The organism is Maledivibacter sp. (genome assembly GCA_025210375.1).
Taxonomy (GTDB): domain Bacteria; phylum Bacillota; class Clostridia; order Peptostreptococcales; family Caminicellaceae; genus JAOASB01.
In genome coordinates, this window is record JAOASB010000022.1 from 82,703 (window position 1) to 98,571 (window position 15,869).

General features: G+C 32.9%; 12 protein-coding genes. All 12 read left to right on the forward strand.

The window, feature by feature from the left end; all coding sequences use genetic code 11:
• Window positions 1–79 precede the first annotated feature (79 nt).
• A complete protein-coding gene (locus tag N4A68_07285; GenBank protein MCT4564110.1) occupies window positions 80–2,182 on the forward strand; it encodes a polyribonucleotide nucleotidyltransferase in 2,103 nt (700 codons plus the stop codon).
• 152 nt (window positions 2,183–2,334) lie between these two features.
• Window positions 2,335–3,042 carry a polysaccharide deacetylase family protein gene (locus N4A68_07290; protein MCT4564111.1) on the forward strand — a complete coding sequence of 236 codons (708 nt, stop codon included), beginning with the start codon at window positions 2,335–2,337 and terminating at the stop codon, window positions 3,040–3,042.
• A 348-nt stretch (window positions 3,043–3,390) separates the two neighbouring features.
• The gene (locus tag N4A68_07295; GenBank protein ID MCT4564112.1) at window positions 3,391–4,665 is read left to right on the forward strand and encodes an insulinase family protein; all 1,275 of its coding nucleotides are present in this window, start codon (window positions 3,391–3,393) and stop codon (window positions 4,663–4,665) included.
• Window positions 4,666–4,769: 104 nt separating this feature from the next.
• Window positions 4,770–5,039, forward strand: coding sequence for a YlmC/YmxH family sporulation protein (locus tag N4A68_07300; GenBank protein MCT4564113.1), 270 nt, complete (start codon window positions 4,770–4,772; stop codon window positions 5,037–5,039).
• A gap of 91 nt (window positions 5,040–5,130) precedes the next feature.
• Window positions 5,131–6,354 (forward strand): aspartate kinase, encoded by a 1,224-nt coding sequence (dapG, locus tag N4A68_07305; protein ID MCT4564114.1) that lies wholly within the window; start codon window positions 5,131–5,133, stop codon window positions 6,352–6,354.
• A 343-nt stretch (window positions 6,355–6,697) separates the two neighbouring features.
• Complete coding sequence (locus N4A68_07310; protein MCT4564115.1) at window positions 6,698–7,471, forward strand: ATP-dependent Clp protease proteolytic subunit; 774 nt, start codon at window positions 6,698–6,700, stop codon at window positions 7,469–7,471.
• Window positions 7,472–7,576: 105 nt separating this feature from the next.
• Window positions 7,577–9,886 (forward strand): DNA translocase FtsK, encoded by a 2,310-nt coding sequence (locus tag N4A68_07315; GenBank protein MCT4564116.1) that lies wholly within the window; start codon window positions 7,577–7,579, stop codon window positions 9,884–9,886.
• A 384-nt stretch (window positions 9,887–10,270) separates the two neighbouring features.
• On the forward strand, window positions 10,271–11,332 hold the full coding sequence (gene mnmH / locus N4A68_07320; GenBank protein ID MCT4564117.1) for a tRNA 2-selenouridine(34) synthase MnmH: 1,062 nt from the start codon (window positions 10,271–10,273) through the stop codon (window positions 11,330–11,332).
• A gap of 4 nt (window positions 11,333–11,336) precedes the next feature.
• Window positions 11,337–12,680 (forward strand): 30S ribosomal protein S12 methylthiotransferase RimO, encoded by a 1,344-nt coding sequence (rimO, locus tag N4A68_07325; GenBank protein ID MCT4564118.1) that lies wholly within the window; start codon window positions 11,337–11,339, stop codon window positions 12,678–12,680.
• Window positions 12,667–13,200 carry a CDP-diacylglycerol--glycerol-3-phosphate 3-phosphatidyltransferase gene (pgsA, locus tag N4A68_07330; GenBank protein ID MCT4564119.1) on the forward strand — a complete coding sequence of 178 codons (534 nt, stop codon included), beginning with the start codon at window positions 12,667–12,669 and terminating at the stop codon, window positions 13,198–13,200. The genes rimO and pgsA overlap by 14 nt, the downstream gene beginning before the upstream one ends.
• 101 nt (window positions 13,201–13,301) lie before the next feature.
• Window positions 13,302–14,558, forward strand: coding sequence for a competence/damage-inducible protein A (locus N4A68_07335; protein ID MCT4564120.1), 1,257 nt, complete (start codon window positions 13,302–13,304; stop codon window positions 14,556–14,558).
• Between the two features lie 240 nt (window positions 14,559–14,798).
• Entirely contained in the window at window positions 14,799–15,839 is a 1,041-nt protein-coding gene (gene recA / locus N4A68_07340; protein MCT4564121.1) for a recombinase RecA, read from the forward strand.
• Window positions 15,840–15,869 lie beyond the last annotated feature (30 nt).

Genomic DNA, 15,869 nt, shown 5'->3' on the forward strand with positions numbered 1-15,869 from the left:
TAAATGTAGAAATAAACTAATATACTTTATGTATATTAATAGTATTTAGACGCTAAGACGCTAGTGAAGGAGGTATAAAATGGTTAAAGTTTTTGAAATGGAACTTGCTGGTAGAACGCTTAAGGCGGAAATAGGTAAAGTAGCTGAACAAGCTAATGGGGCTGTAATGGTTAGCTATGGAGAAACGGTTGTTCTTGTCACTGCAACAGCATCTGACAAACCTAGAGAAGGTATTGACTTTTTTCCATTAAGTGTTGATTTTGAGGAAAGACAGTATTCAGTAGGGAAAATTCCAGGTGGATTTATTAAAAGAGAAGGAAGACCTACAGAGAAGGCTGTTTTAACTTCTAGACTAATAGATAGACCTATTAGACCTTTATTCCCAAAGGGATATAGAAACGATGTACAGGTTATAGCAACTGTACTATCTGTGGATCAGGATTGTACTCCAGATATGGTAGCAATGATAGGTTCATCTATTGCTTTATCTATATCAGATATACCCTTTGATGGACCAACGGGATCAGTTACAATAGGTTTAATTGATGGAGAATTTGTTGTTAATCCTAATGCGGAGCAAAGAGTGCTTACAGATATGCATTTAGTTGTTTCTGGTACAAAGGATGCTATCATGATGGTTGAAGCAGGTGCAAACATAGTTTCGGAAGATGTAATGCTTGATGCTATAATGTTTGCCCATGAGCAGATAAAAAACATTATTGGCTTTGTTGAGAAAGTAGCTCAGGAAGTTGGTAAAGAGAAGCAAGAGGTTGTATTATTCAAAGTTGATGGGGATATAGATAGCAAAGTAAGAGAATATGCAATTGAAAAAATGAAGGATGCAATAAGAACAGAAGAAAAGCAACAGCGTAATGAAAATATGGAAAATGTTAGAGTAGAAGTAGTTAATAAATTTGTTGAAGAATATCCTGAAAATGAAAAGGACATAAAGGTTTCTTTAGATGGTATTGTAAAAGAACTTGTAAGGCAAATGATTACAAAGGATGGAATAAGACCGGATAATAGAAAACTAGATGAGATTAGAAAAATAACCTGTGAAGTAGGGATATTACCGAGAACCCATGGTTCAGGGTTGTTTACGAGGGGACAAACTCAAGCCCTTACTATATCTACTTTAGGAGCCCTTGGTGATGCACAGGTATTAGATGGATTAGGACTTCAAGAATCTAAAAGATATATGCACCACTATAATTTCCCACCATATAGTGTTGGAGAAACTAGATTTTTAAGGGGACCAGGCAGAAGGGAAATAGGACATGGTGCCTTGGCTGAAAGGGCATTGGAGCCTGTAATACCTTCAGAAGAAGATTTCCCCTATGCAATAAGATTAGTTTCAGAAGTACTTAGCTCAAATGGAAGTTCATCCCAAGCCAGTGTATGTGGTAGTACATTATCACTTCTTGACGCTGGAGTACCTATAAAAGCTCCTGTAGCTGGTATAGCAATGGGATTAATTAAAGATGATGATAGAGTAGCTATACTTAGTGATATTCAAGGTATGGAAGACTTTTTAGGAGATATGGACTTCAAGGTAGCTGGAACTGAAGAAGGAATTACAGCTATCCAAATGGATATTAAGATCCATGGAATAGATAAAGCAATTTTACAAAGAGCATTGGAACAAGCAAGACTTGGAAGATTATTTATACTAAATAAGATGAGCGAAGCAATTTCGGTTCCTAGGGATGAGATGTCTAAGTATGCTCCAAGAGTAATGAAGACAAAAATAGACCCTGAAAAAATTCGTGATATAATCGGACCAGGTGGTAAAACGATTAATAAAATTATTGCTGAAACCGATGTAAAAATAGATATTGAAGATAATGGCGATATATTTATTACTGCTAATAATATGGAGCAGGGCGATAAAGCACTAAAAATAATAGAAGAAATTGTTAAGGAAGTCGAAGTAGGAGAAATTTATGTAGGAAAAATTGTAAGGATAACTTCCTTTGGGGCATTTGTTGAAGTATTACCTGGAAAAGAAGGTCTAGTGCATATTTCTCAAATAGCAAAGGAACGTATTGGTAAGGTTGAAGATTTATTTAAAGTTGGCGATGAAATTGTCGTTAAGGTTATAGAGATTGATAAGCAGGGTAGAATTAATCTTTCCAGAAAAGCTGCATTAGCTGCGGATGAAGAAAAGAATAAAAAAGCATAAACCAAAAGGGTTTATGTTTTTTTTATTCATCTTGTTGACAAAGTCAACAACCTAGCATAAATCAAAGGGATTTATGTTTTTTTTATGTAGTCTATTTTATAGCAGTATATATCCCATCCTCTTTTCATAAAATAAAATTAGGGGGGATATTTATGAAAAGAATAACTAAAACCTTTGTTATACCTGTTATTTTATTAGCAATTTTAACTTTTTCTTTTTTTATGTATAATGAAACCGTAATGTCTGTTTTTGAAAATGATGAATTAGTTCCATTACGAAAAGGAATTAATAAAGAATATATTGCATTTACATGTAATGTGGACTGGGGTACGGAGTTTATTCAACCCATGCTTGATATTTTTGAAGAACATGACGTAAGAATAACTTTTTTTGTGTCGGGAAGATGGGCTAAAAATAATCCCGATGTTTTAAAAAAGATTAAAGAAAAGGGTCATGAGATTGGTAATCATGGGTATGGACATAGAATGCACAGTAAAATTAGTGTAGAGGATAATAGGAGGGAAATAGAGAGTACCCATAATATTGTTAAGGATATACTTGGAGATAATATGATATATTTTGCACCACCCGCCGGCGACTTTAGTGATACAACATTAAAAGTAGCCAGGGAATTAGGCTACAGGACTATTTTATGGAATATAGATACAATAGATTGGCGAAAGGATTCTACTTGTGATAAAATAACAAGTAGAGTATTAAAAAAGCCTTTAAAGGGCTCTATAGTTTTAATGCATCCTAAAAAGGAAACAGTTAAGGCTCTTGATTATTTGATTGAAGCAATAAAGGAAAAAAATATAAAGGTCGGGACTGTGTCAGATGTATTAAAAGATAATGAATAAATATAGATATTCCAGTTAAACAGTTAATTTATACACATCAAAAATCCCTAGAATCATCGGATGTTTTGAGCTGTATAAATTAAGTTTAACTTTTGGAAATCTATATTGAGTTAGATTTAGAAAATTAATAGTTTTACTTGAATCTATATATAAACTAAATTATAATGATGTTAGCTTAGGCATATTTAAAAAATAAACTAGTCATCTTACTTGTTTATTTTTTAAATATCCCTTATACAAATAGAAATAAAAGGGCAGATGCCCTTATATTTTTTAGGTCAAAAGTGAGACACGCTGTAGCTTGTTTTGAAAAAATAAGAGTATAGATAATTAGCAAGGGAGATTGTAATGTATAAAAAATTTATTTTAAATAATGGTATTAAGGTTATAGCTAAGGAAATTCCCCATGTTAGATCTGTATCCATTGGGGTATGGGTTAATACGGGGTCAACATCGGAAACTTTAAATAATAATGGTATATCCCACTTCATAGAACATATGTTGTTTAAAGGTACATTCAAGAGAATAGCTAAGGAGATAGCTTCTGACATGGATAGTATTGGTGGACAGCTAAATGCTTTTACTAGCAAGGAGTGTACATGCTATTATTCTAAGGTCTTAGATTCCCATATAGATATAGCTATTGATATTCTTAGCGATATGTTATTGAATTCTAAATTCGATGAAAATGATATTTCAAAGGAAAAAAGTGTCATCTGTGAAGAAATAAGCATGTACGAGGATTCACCGGAAGATTTAGTTTATGACTCTCTTTCAAAGACAATATTTAATAAACATTCTTTGGGATTTCCTATATTAGGTACCCAAGATACAATTGAGACTTTAAATAGAAATAATTTGCTAGGTTATATGAAAAATAACTATAATAGTGAAAATATAGTTATTGCTATTGCTGGAAGTTTTGAAGAAAGTCGATTGGTTGAGCAGCTCAATAGCAAATTTGGTCAGTTTAATTTTGATTCAGTGCCTAAAAGACCTATAGAAAAACCAGTTTTTCATAGTAACTATACTTTTAAGAATAAGGATATTGAACAAGTACATCTTTGCCTAGGCTTTGAGGGTATCCCAAATGATGGAGATAGTTTATATTCACTATTTATTTTAAATAATATATTGGGCGGAAGTATGAGTTCAAGATTATTTCAAAAAATAAGAGAGGAACATGGTTTAGCTTATTCCATCTATACCCATCCAAGTATGTATAAAGATTTTGGATTATTTACTACTTATGTAAGCTTAAATCCTTCTCAGCTCAAAAATGTGGTTGAATTGATTACCGATGAAACAAATAATGTAATAAAAAATTATGTTACATTGGAGGAACTCAAGCGTTCTAAGGAGCAGTTAAAGGGTAATTATATTTTAGGCTTGGAAAGTACAAGCAGTATAATGACTATGCTTGGAAAATCAGAAATCTATGACAAGAAAATAAGAACCATGGAAGAGGTTTTAAAGAAAATTGACTGCGTTGATATGACAGATGTTCAAGATATCATAAAGAAAATTTTTAATAGGGATAAGGTAAGCTTGTCAATGGTTGGAAAACTAGATAAAATGGAAGCTAAGCACAGCTTTGAATATATAAAAAGCAATTTGGTTTAAAATATTTAAACATCTAAACATTATGACAATCTTTTATTGTCATATTTCTTCCTTCTAAACTATAAAATAGTACAAACAGGTAAGAAAAAAGGAGGAAGAGATTTATGAAATTTAGTGAACTTGGTGGAAAGGAAATAGTAAATTTGAGTGATGGCTGCAGACTTGGAATGGTTGCAGAATCTGATTTGCTTATAGATGAGAAAACAGGAAAAATTAAAGCTTTATTAGTTCCAGATGTAAAAAGTGGTTTTTCTATTTTCTCCGATAAAGATTTTATTGAAATTCCTTGGGAAGCCGTGAAGAAGGTTGGAAACGATATGATTATTATTGAACTTGATAATAATAAATATGGAAATAATAGTTTATACTTATAAGTTGTAAAGTAACATCCCTATATCGGCAATCATACTATAGAATAGAACTAAGTAAGTAGTTGACATTAGATATGGTACAAGGGGGATAAATATGGATATTGTTGTACAAAAATTTGGAGGAACTTCTGTGGCCACAAAGGATTTACGAGATAGAGTGGCTGAGAAAGTTATCCAAGCTAAGTCTTCTGGTAAATTTCCTGTTGTTGTTGTATCGGCAATTGGTAGAAATGGTGATCCATATGCAACGGATACATTGCTTAAGCTATCCAACACTGTTTACTCAGAGCTTAGTAGTCGAGAATTAGACCTATTAATGAGTTGTGGTGAAACCATATCCGCAGTTCTTATGGCTAATACAATAAAATCAAAGGGTTATGATGCTGTTGCTTTAACAGGCTTTCAGGCTGGAATAGTTACAGATTCTAATTTTGGTGATGCTCAGGTTATAAATGTTGATCCATCAAATATAATTAACTTTTTAAAAGAAGATAAGATAATAGTAATTACAGGCTTTCAAGGGGTTACTAAAAGTGGAGATATAACAACCCTAGGTAGAGGGGGAAGTGATACTTCAGCAGCAATTATAGGAGAAGCGTTAAATGCTGAGTCAGTAGAAATATATACGGATGTTGATGGAGTGATGACAGCTGATCCTAGGATTGTTTCAGAAGCAAATGTAATTGATTCCCTATGCTATCAAGAAGTCTATCAAATGGCTAAATGTGGAGCAAAGGTTATACATCCTAAAGCCGTTGAAATTGCAGAAAGAGCTAATCTGACTTTAAAGGTTAAAAATACATTTAATGATACCGATGGGACCATTATAAATCATAGGCGATCCTTTTCCCGAGTTAAAATAAATAGGAATCATATTAAAAACCTAGTTACTGCAGTAGCTCATATGAATGATATAGTACAGGTTATTATAAATATCAGTGCTGAAGATAAAAGTAATGACTTTCTCTTGACAGAATTAACGGAGAAAAGAATAAGTATTGATATGATAAACTTTTTTGATGACAGAAAGGTATTTACTATTTCAAAAAATGATATAGGTACTATTAAAGATATATTAGACAGCTATGGTCTTGAATATAAATTAAAGACAAATTGTAGTAAGGTAACTATTATAGGTTATAAAATACATGGAGTTCCTGGAGTAATGGCTAGATTAGCTAGGGCTTTATCTAGGGAGAATATAAGGATTTTACAATCTACGGACTCAAATACCACCATATCTTGTTTGATTAATAGCGAAAACCTATTGGATGCAGTAAAAATATTGCATCAAGAGTTTGATTTAAATAAAGAATAAATTATTAAAATTTCCTAAAACTTCAAAAAACGCAAGAACTACTATACTATTTTCAGTATAGTAGTTCTTTTTATGGCTAAAATAATAATACCTAGATGATTCATAGAATGTTTGAGAGCATACAAGATGCTTTAAACTTCCTATGAATTATCTATATAGGGTTTACATAATAGAGCCTAATTTATACGTAAATCCCTGTATGATAGTATTATAAAATATAGGAGTGTTGTTAGTGGATATTAAAAATAATACAAATTTATTTTCGGAAAATCCAGAAACTGAAGAGCCAGAAAAAGCTAAAGTAAAAGTAAATGAGAATTCTAGTTTAAAGAATATTAAAGAAATGGGTACTCAAAACCTCCCGAGTGCAAGTAGTAATATTCAGTTCATGACCATAATTGGCCATGTAGAAGGACATAGTGTATCTCCACCCCAAAATAAATCAACAAAGTATGAGCATATCATTCCCCAGCTAGTGGCCATTGAACAAAATGATGAAGTGGAGGGATTTTTAGTACTTCTAAATACAGTTGGTGGTGATGTAGAGGCAGGATTAGCTATAGCAGAAATGATAGCTAGCTTATCAAAGCCAACGGTTTCTTTAGTATTGGGTGGGAGTCACAGTATAGGTGTACCCTTAGCTACCTCATGTGATCATTCATTTATCGTTCCAACCGCCACAATGACTATTCATCCCATAAGGATGAACGGATTAGTAATCGGAGTTCCTCAGACCTTTAAATATTTTCAAAAAATGCAAGAAAGAATTGTTGACTTCGTAATAAGAACCTCAGACATTCAAAGAAATAAGTTTGTGGAACTAATGAATGAAACCGATGAAATTGCAAATGACATTGGGACTGTACTTATTGGTAAAAAAGCAGTTGAACTAGGACTTATTAACGAGGTAGGCGGATTAAACAAAGCTCTTAATAAGCTTAACGAAATGATATTATCACGAAATAAAGAGGTAGAAGAAAGAGAATATAATGTGAAAAAAAGAAATAATCAAATCCTATTAAATAAAGAAGAAAATGGTGATTTAATACAAGACCAAAATAGCATTACGGATAAAGTGATATTAAATCAAAATATCAAGAATAATGAAAGTCTTTAAACTAACATGTTTTCTATGTTATAATATTGATATAAAGTGTTAATTATTTTGACACTTTATTTTTTTGAGGTGATTTTGTTTCCATTGAATAAAGAGGTGATTGCTTTGACAAAAAAAAGGACAAGAAGTAAGAAAAAACAAGATGAAAGAATCGACAAAAATAAGGAAATAAAGGCTTTGCTTCAAGTTTCTTTTGGTATAATATGTATTTTTAGTTTGCATACTAATTCTGTAGGGAAATTAGGAGTTTTTATTAAAACGCTATTTATGGGATTTTTATCTACACCCGCTTATATTTTGCCTTATTTAATTATTGTTACTAGTTTTTTTGCACTAAGTAAAAAGTTTGATGAAAAGAAATCCAAGTTTATGTTTAGCTTTATCAGTCTATATCTATTCTTTATAATTACATATTCTTTGACTCAAAGGGAATATATACCTAGTGATATTCCAAGCTACTTTGCCATAAAGACGTCCTTTAACCTAGGGGTTGAAGGTGGTATAGCTGGAGGTGTTATAGGTAATATCATAACATCTATTCTATTATTCCTATTTGGTGTCAAAGGAAGCTATATAATAGCATATACAATAGCTCTATTAGCTATATTACTAACCACTGATCTATCTTTACTACATATAGGGGCATTTATTATTAAATCAATAAAAGGGTTATTTGCTTTCATAGGTTCTTCTATAAGTAGTTTGTTTTCACCTAAGGCTAAGGTGGTTGATAGTAAAGTAAATAAAACTAAGGCTTCCAAAAAATCTAAAGGAAAGGTTGATAATGGGCCTAACCCTGAGATTAATAACGAAGTAGTTGACGAAAAAATAAAGATACTAGACTATACTAATAGTGGAATTAAAAAGGTAGTAGATATACCTAAGGATAGTACAAGCACTTCAAATGGGAAAAAGCTTAAATATAAGGATTTAGGTGAAGGTGAAGAGGTATCTGATATAAGTATTAGTGAGCAAAACAGTCTTGAGAACTATGAACTACCTAATACCGACTTACTAAATCCTAATGAGAATACTAGTACTGTTAAAGATAAGAAAGAGATTTTAAGTAAAGCAAAGGTTTTAGAAAGTACTTTACTAAACTTTGGTGTTGAAGCAAAGGTTATACAGATAAGCAAGGGCCCAACAATAACCCGCTATGAATTACAGCCTAAACCCGGTGTTAAAGTGAGTAAAATAGTAAATCTATCCGATGATATAGCTTTAAATCTTGCAGCTCAAAATATCAGAATAGAAGCTCCTATACCTGGAAAATCAGCTGTTGGTATTGAAGTGCCTAATGAAAGCTCAACCCTTGTTACATTAAGGGAAGTAATTGAAAGTAATAAATTTATTGATAAGGAGTCTAAGTTATCCTTTGTTTTAGGTAAGGATATCTCTGGGCATCCCATTGTAGATGATCTAGGTAAAATGCCTCATATGCTGATTGCAGGGGCTACGGGTTCAGGAAAAAGTGTTTGTGTAAATAGCTTGATAACAAGTATACTATATAAAGCATCTCCCGACGAAGTAAAGTTTTTACTCATTGATCCTAAAGTAGTTGAGCTGAGCTGTTATAATGGAATACCTCATTTGTTACTTCCCGTTGTAACGGACCCTAAAAAGGCTGCATCTGCCTTAAACTGGGTTGTTCAAGAGATGACAAATAGGTACAAGCTCTTTGCACAAAATAGTGTAAGGGACTTAGATGGCTATAATCAAAAGTTTAAGGATTCAAAGGAAGAAAAATTACCGAAGCTTGTGGTCATAATCGATGAGCTGGCTGACCTAATGATGGTAGCTCCAGGTCAGGTTGAGGATGCTATATGTAGGCTTGCCCAAATGGCAAGGGCGGCGGGGATACATTTGATAGTGGCCACGCAAAGACCTTCTGTAGACGTCATTACTGGAGTTATAAAGGCAAATATTCCTTCTCGTATTGCCTTTGCAGTTTCTTCCAGTGCAGATTCTAGGACTATCCTAGATATGGGTGGTGCAGAAAAGCTGTTGGGAAAAGGCGACATGCTATTTTATCCTGTAGGTTCATCAAAGCCAAGGAGAATGCAGGGGGCATTTGTTTCGGACTCTGAGGTAAATAAAGTAGTTGAATTTATTAAAAATCAGGTGGATAATATAAATTACGAAGAAGATATAATAGAAAAAATTAGTAATACTCAAAATTCTACGGAGGAAGAGGTTGACGAGCTGCTTTCAAATGCTATAGAATTAGTAGTTGGGGCAGAGCAAGCATCTATTTCCATGCTTCAAAGAAAGTTTAGGATAGGTTATAATAGGGCTGCAAGGATAATAGATGAAATGGAAAGTAGGGGAATAGTTAGTGAGAGCCTTGGGAGTAAGCCAAGACGTGTACTTATTTCAAAAGAAGAATTTGAAGAAATAAAAAGCCAGACGAGTTAATAAAGCGCCTAGGGCGTTTCAGATTGTTGACAAGGTCAACAAGATGGCAGGCTGCCTAAAAACCTGGAGTTCGAGGCGTGCTGAGAGCGAGAGGCCCCAGCGTATATAGACATACGTAAGGGTTGTTGTTTGAAGCAACAACGAAGAAATTCGGGTTTTTAGGTAGCCTGAAGCGCCTAGGGCGCTTTTACTGTTGATTGGCATAATGATTTTGTGGCAATAATTTAGCTAAAGATAAACAACCTCAAGGTTTAATATATTTTAAGTCTTAATGTTGTTTATCTATAATAAATTTTTGAAAATATCTAGTTTCTTGATTGTAATAGAGGAGCTAGATATAGTGGTACTACTATAAAAGAATATAGAATTGTGGTGAAAGAGGATATGATAGAGAATGCAATTAGTATTGAAGAAGCACTTAATTTAACTAATACCATTTTTGTAGATGTACGTTCTGAAGATGAATTTGAAGAAGCCCATATTCCAGGATCAATTAATATACCTATTTTGAACAATGAGGAACGTAGTGAAGTTGGGAAAATATATAGAAATGAAAGTCATGAAAAAGCAAAAATTTTAGGTTTGCGTTATGCTTCCCACAAGCTTGAAGGAATATATAGCCAGATCTCAAAGCTTAAAAAGCAATATCATAATGTCATAATATATTGTTGGCGTGGAGGTATGAGAAGCAAATCGGTTTGCACCATTTTAAAAACATTACAAGCAGGTAATATATATAGGCTTGCCGGCGGATATAAATCCTATAGAAAATTTGTCTTAGATTACTTTGAAAAGCATGTACATGAATTTAAGTTTATTGTGCTACATGGCTTAACTGGTGTTGGCAAAACTATTATTATAGATGAATTAGAAAAAAACAATATTTCTATTATGAATCTAGAAAAGCTCGCCAAAAACTCTGGGTCTGTATTTGGAGATATCCTATTTGAAGGAAAGTCTCCATCACAAAAGCAATTTGACTCTTTTATATTTAACGATCTATACTATAACGATAAAAAATATGTTATTGTTGAAAGTGAGAGTAAAAGAATAGGGAGTATAAATGTTCCGGATCAGGTTATTAAGTCCATGGTAGAAGGATATCATATATTAATAAAAACGAGTATGGAAAACCGAATACAAAATATTTATAATGATTATGTAAAACAAGACAGGGATATAAATCATAAGCTAATAAAATGTATCAAACACCTAAATAAAAGGTTGGGAAATGAGAATGTTGAAATACTTATTGATAAGATCAACCTAGGTGATTATGAATATGTTATAGAGTTCCTTATAAAGGATTATTATGATCCCTTATATAGATATTCTATTGAACGAATCAATAACACTGACTTAATTATAAATTATGAAAAGATTCATGACGCTACCAATGCTATTGAAGCTTTTATAAATGCAAAAATTACTGAAGGGAGAAATTAAACTAGTGAATGAAAAAGTATATTTAGAAACTCTAGGATGTTCCAAGAATCAAGTTGATTCAGAAATCATGTTAGGCATATTAAGCAAACATGGATTTGATTTAACCCCTGATAATACAAATGCAGAGATAATTATCATCAATACATGTGGGTTTATAGAGAGTGCCAAGAAAGAATCCATTGATACAATAATTGAGTTTGGACAGCTTAAGGCCACTGGAGCTTGCAAGGTTCTAATAGTTACTGGATGTTTAACACAAAGATATTCTAAGGAATTATCTGAAGAGATTCCAGAAGTGGATGCTTTTTTGGGAACTACAAACTTTGATGAGATTGCAGAAATTATAAATAGGATATTAGGTACTGGGAAAAGAGTAGTATCAACTGCAAGTATCGATAAGGATGTACCCTATGATTTACCTAGAATCTTAACATCTCCTTCCTATACTGCATATTTAAAAATTGCAGAGGGCTGTGATAACTATTGTACCTACTGTATAATACCTAAGTTGAGAGGAAAGTATAGAAGTCGTCCTTTAGAAAAAATAATCGATGAAGCAAAAAAGCTAGCTAGGGATGGGGTTAAGGAATTGATAGTCATTGCCCAAGATATAACGAGATATGGTTTTGACCTATATGGAAGCTATCAATTAGTAAAGCTACTTGAAGAATTAAATAAGATCAATGGATTTGAGTGGATAAGACTTCAATACGCTTATCCTGACATAATCAGCGATGAACTCATTGATGTGATTGCTAAAAGTGAGAAAATATGCAAATATCTCGATATTCCAATTCAGCACTGTAATAATGAAATATTAAAAAAGATGAATCGAACAACAACTAAAGAGAATATTATCAATGTGATAGATAAACTAAGAAAGAAAATACCTGATATAGCTATAAGGACATCACTAATAGCCGGTTTTCCAGGTGAAACCGATGAACAATTCTTAGAATTATATGATTTTGTTGAAAAAGTTAAATTTGATAGACTTGGTGTTTTTACCTATTCAAGGGAAGAGGATACTGCGGCTGCTAGATTACCTAATCAAATACTTGAGGATGTCAAAGAGGATAGAAGAGACAAGATTATGCTACTTCAAAGAGATATTTCTTTAAAGAAAAACATGGATAAAACAGGTAAAATATATGATATACTAATAGAAGAAAAGGTAGAAAATGAAAATGTTTATGTTGGAAGAACTGAGTTTGATGCTCCAGAGATAGATGGGGTAGTTTATATAAGCTCAGATTCAGAGCTTGATATTGGTGAGTTTGTAAGAGCAAAAATTATTGATGCTCTTGAATATGATTTAATAGGGGAGGTTGTTGATGAACTTAGCTAATAAGATTACAATTGCTAGAATATTATTAGTTCCTGTTTTTATGTTTTTTCTTCTTACCAAAATTCCATACGGTGTAGCTATAGCAACAATAATATTCATAATAGCTGCACTAACTGATAGCCTAGACGGATATATAGCAAGGAGTAGAAATCAAGTAACAAAGCTTGGCAAATTTATGGATCCCTTAGCAGATAAGCTTTTAGTAACTGCCGCTTTGGTTTCTCTAGTTCAGATGGACAGGCTTCCAGCTTGGGTTGTGGTTATTATTATATCTAGAGAGATAATTGTTAGTGTCTTTAGGGCTGTAGCCGCTTCAGAGGGAATAGTAATCGCTGCCAGTCCCTGGGGAAAAGCTAAAACCGTGTCTCAAATAGTTGCTATTTTAGTATTACTTTTTGATAATTACCCCTTTAGTCTATTCAATGTTCCCTTTGACACTATAGCTATATGGGTTGCTGTAATACTTACGCTAATTTCTGGCTATGATTATATCAATAAAAATAAAAAGGTACTTATGTAGATAAAAAAGCGTCACTAGACGCTTTTTTGTTCTAAGTGGTAAGTTCAAAGTTCTAAATTAATTTAAATTCGATATTATTTACAAAAAGGGGAGAAAATCAGTTGAATTGTACAATACTAACTGTTGGTACAGAGCTTTTAATGGGGCAAATAGTAAATACTAATGCGGCATTTTTATCAAAGGAGATGAATGAGCTAGGTATAAATGTGCTATATCATCTTACCGTTGGTGATAATCCTAATAGACTTGAAAAGATATTTAAGGACGCCCTTGAGTTTTCAGATATCATTATAACCACTGGAGGCCTTGGCCCTACTCAAGATGATCTGACAAAAGAAATTATTTCAAAATCATTAGGAAGAGAACTGGTGTTTCATGAACCAACCTATAATAAAATAAAAGATTTTTTTGATAAACTTAATAGACAAATGACTAGTAATAATAAAAAGCAAGCATATGTACCAAAGCACAGTATAATATTAGAGAATAATAAGGGTACAGCCCCTGGTTTTATTGTGGAAGCAGATAAAAAGATTGTGATTTCACTGCCAGGACCACCTAGAGAAATGAAGGGATTATTTTTTAATTCCGTCAAGCCCTATTTACTTGATAGGTCTAAATTCAAGATAAAATCTAAAATGATTAAATTTTTTGGAATAGGTGAATCTAGTCTTGAAACTGCATTAGAAGATTTAATAACTAATCAGACTAACCCAACACTTGCTACATATGCTAAGGATGGAGAATTATCCCTACGTATAACCTCTAGGGGAGTAACAGAGGAAGAAAATGATTTATTTTTGAAACCTGTTATCGATGAAGTTGAAAATAGATTAGGACGAAAAATATATAGCTATGATGATGAGAGCTTAGAAGAAGTTGTTGCTAATATGCTTATAAGTAATGATATAACTATTTCCTTCGCTGAATCATGTACAGGTGGATTATTAGCTGCAAAGCTTACCTCTATATCGGGTATTTCAAGGGTACTGGATAGAGGAATAGTAACCTATAGCAATAATGCAAAAATCCAGGAATTAAATGTGGATGAGGATATTCTAGAAAAGCATGGGGCGGTAAGTGAAGAGACTGCAGCTGCTATGGCTAATGGACTAAAGAATATAACAAAAAGTGATATTTGCGTATCAATAACTGGGATTGCAGGGCCAACGGGGGGAACTACTGAAAAACCAGTTGGTTTAGTATATATTGGTGTAGCTACTGATGGTAATACCTTTGTAAAAAAGCTTAATTTAAATGGGGATAGAAATAGAATTAGGAATTATACTGCATTGGCAGCACTAGACTTAATTAGAAAAACCATAAATAAAGATAAAATTCAAAATAAAAATTCATAACTATAGTTGACCTACTAAATAAAGTTATGTATAATTAGTATATAGAACGTTTGTTCGCGAAGAAGAAAGGTAGGTGAAGACCAGATATATGGAGTTCAATTAAAAAGGCTTTATTTATACATCATGATTATTAATGGGATAGGAATATGTATAGATTAAAGGTTTTATTTGAATCTCCATCAATAACTACTTTTGTTCTTATTATAAAAAGGGGTTATTGGTGTTGTGTCTGGGGATGATATGAGCGAAAAAAATAAGGCTTTAGATGCTGTTTTAGGTCAGATTGAAAGACAATTTGGTAAGGGATCTATAATGAAACTTGGTGACGATTCAACTAGACTAAATATAGAAAGTATATCAACAGGGGCTATAGAATTAGATATTGCTTTGGGGATAGGCGGAGTGCCTAGGGGAAGAATCATAGAAGTTTACGGACCAGAATCTTCAGGTAAAACTACTGTTGCCCTTCACATTATAGCTGAAGCTCAACGTAAGGGAGGGACAGCAGCCTTTGTGGATGCTGAGCATGCCCTTGACCCAGTATATTGTAAGAGCTTAGGGGTTGATATTGATAATCTCATAGTATCCCAGCCCGATACTGGAGAACAAGCCTTAGAGATTGTAGAGGCTTTAGTAAGAAGTGGTGCTGTTGACGTAATCGTTATTGACTCAGTTGCTGCCCTCGTACCTAAGGCTGAAATTGCTGGAGAAATGGGAGATAGCCATGTTGGTTTACAAGCAAGACTCATGTCACAGGCTCTCAGAAAATTAACTGGTGTTATTAATAAATCTAAAACTTCTACAATATTTATCAATCAGTTAAGGGAAAAAGTAGGTATTATGTTCGGAAATCCAGAAACTACTACAGGGGGTAGGGCATTAAAGTTCTATTCATCGGTTAGATTAGATGTTAGAAAAGTAGATATTATAAAACAGAACAATGAAATTATGGGAAATAGAACTAAGGTTAAAGTAGTTAAAAATAAGCTTGCTCCACCATTTAGACAAGCTGAATTCGATATAATGTATGGTAAAGGAATATCTAAGGAAGGTGGAGTGCTGGATAGTGCTGTAAATGCTGAAATTGTTAAAAAGGCTGGTTCTTGGTATAGTTATAATGATAATAAATTAGGACAAGGCCGTGAGAATGTAAAACAATATTTAATAGAGAATCCAGATTTGCTTTCAGAAATAAACTATAAGGTTAGAAAGCACTATGATTTACCCGTTGAAAATATTGAAAAACCAGAACCACAAGCTGCTAGTAAAGCTAAAGAATAGTAAAAATATAAGAGTCCGATAAATTTATCG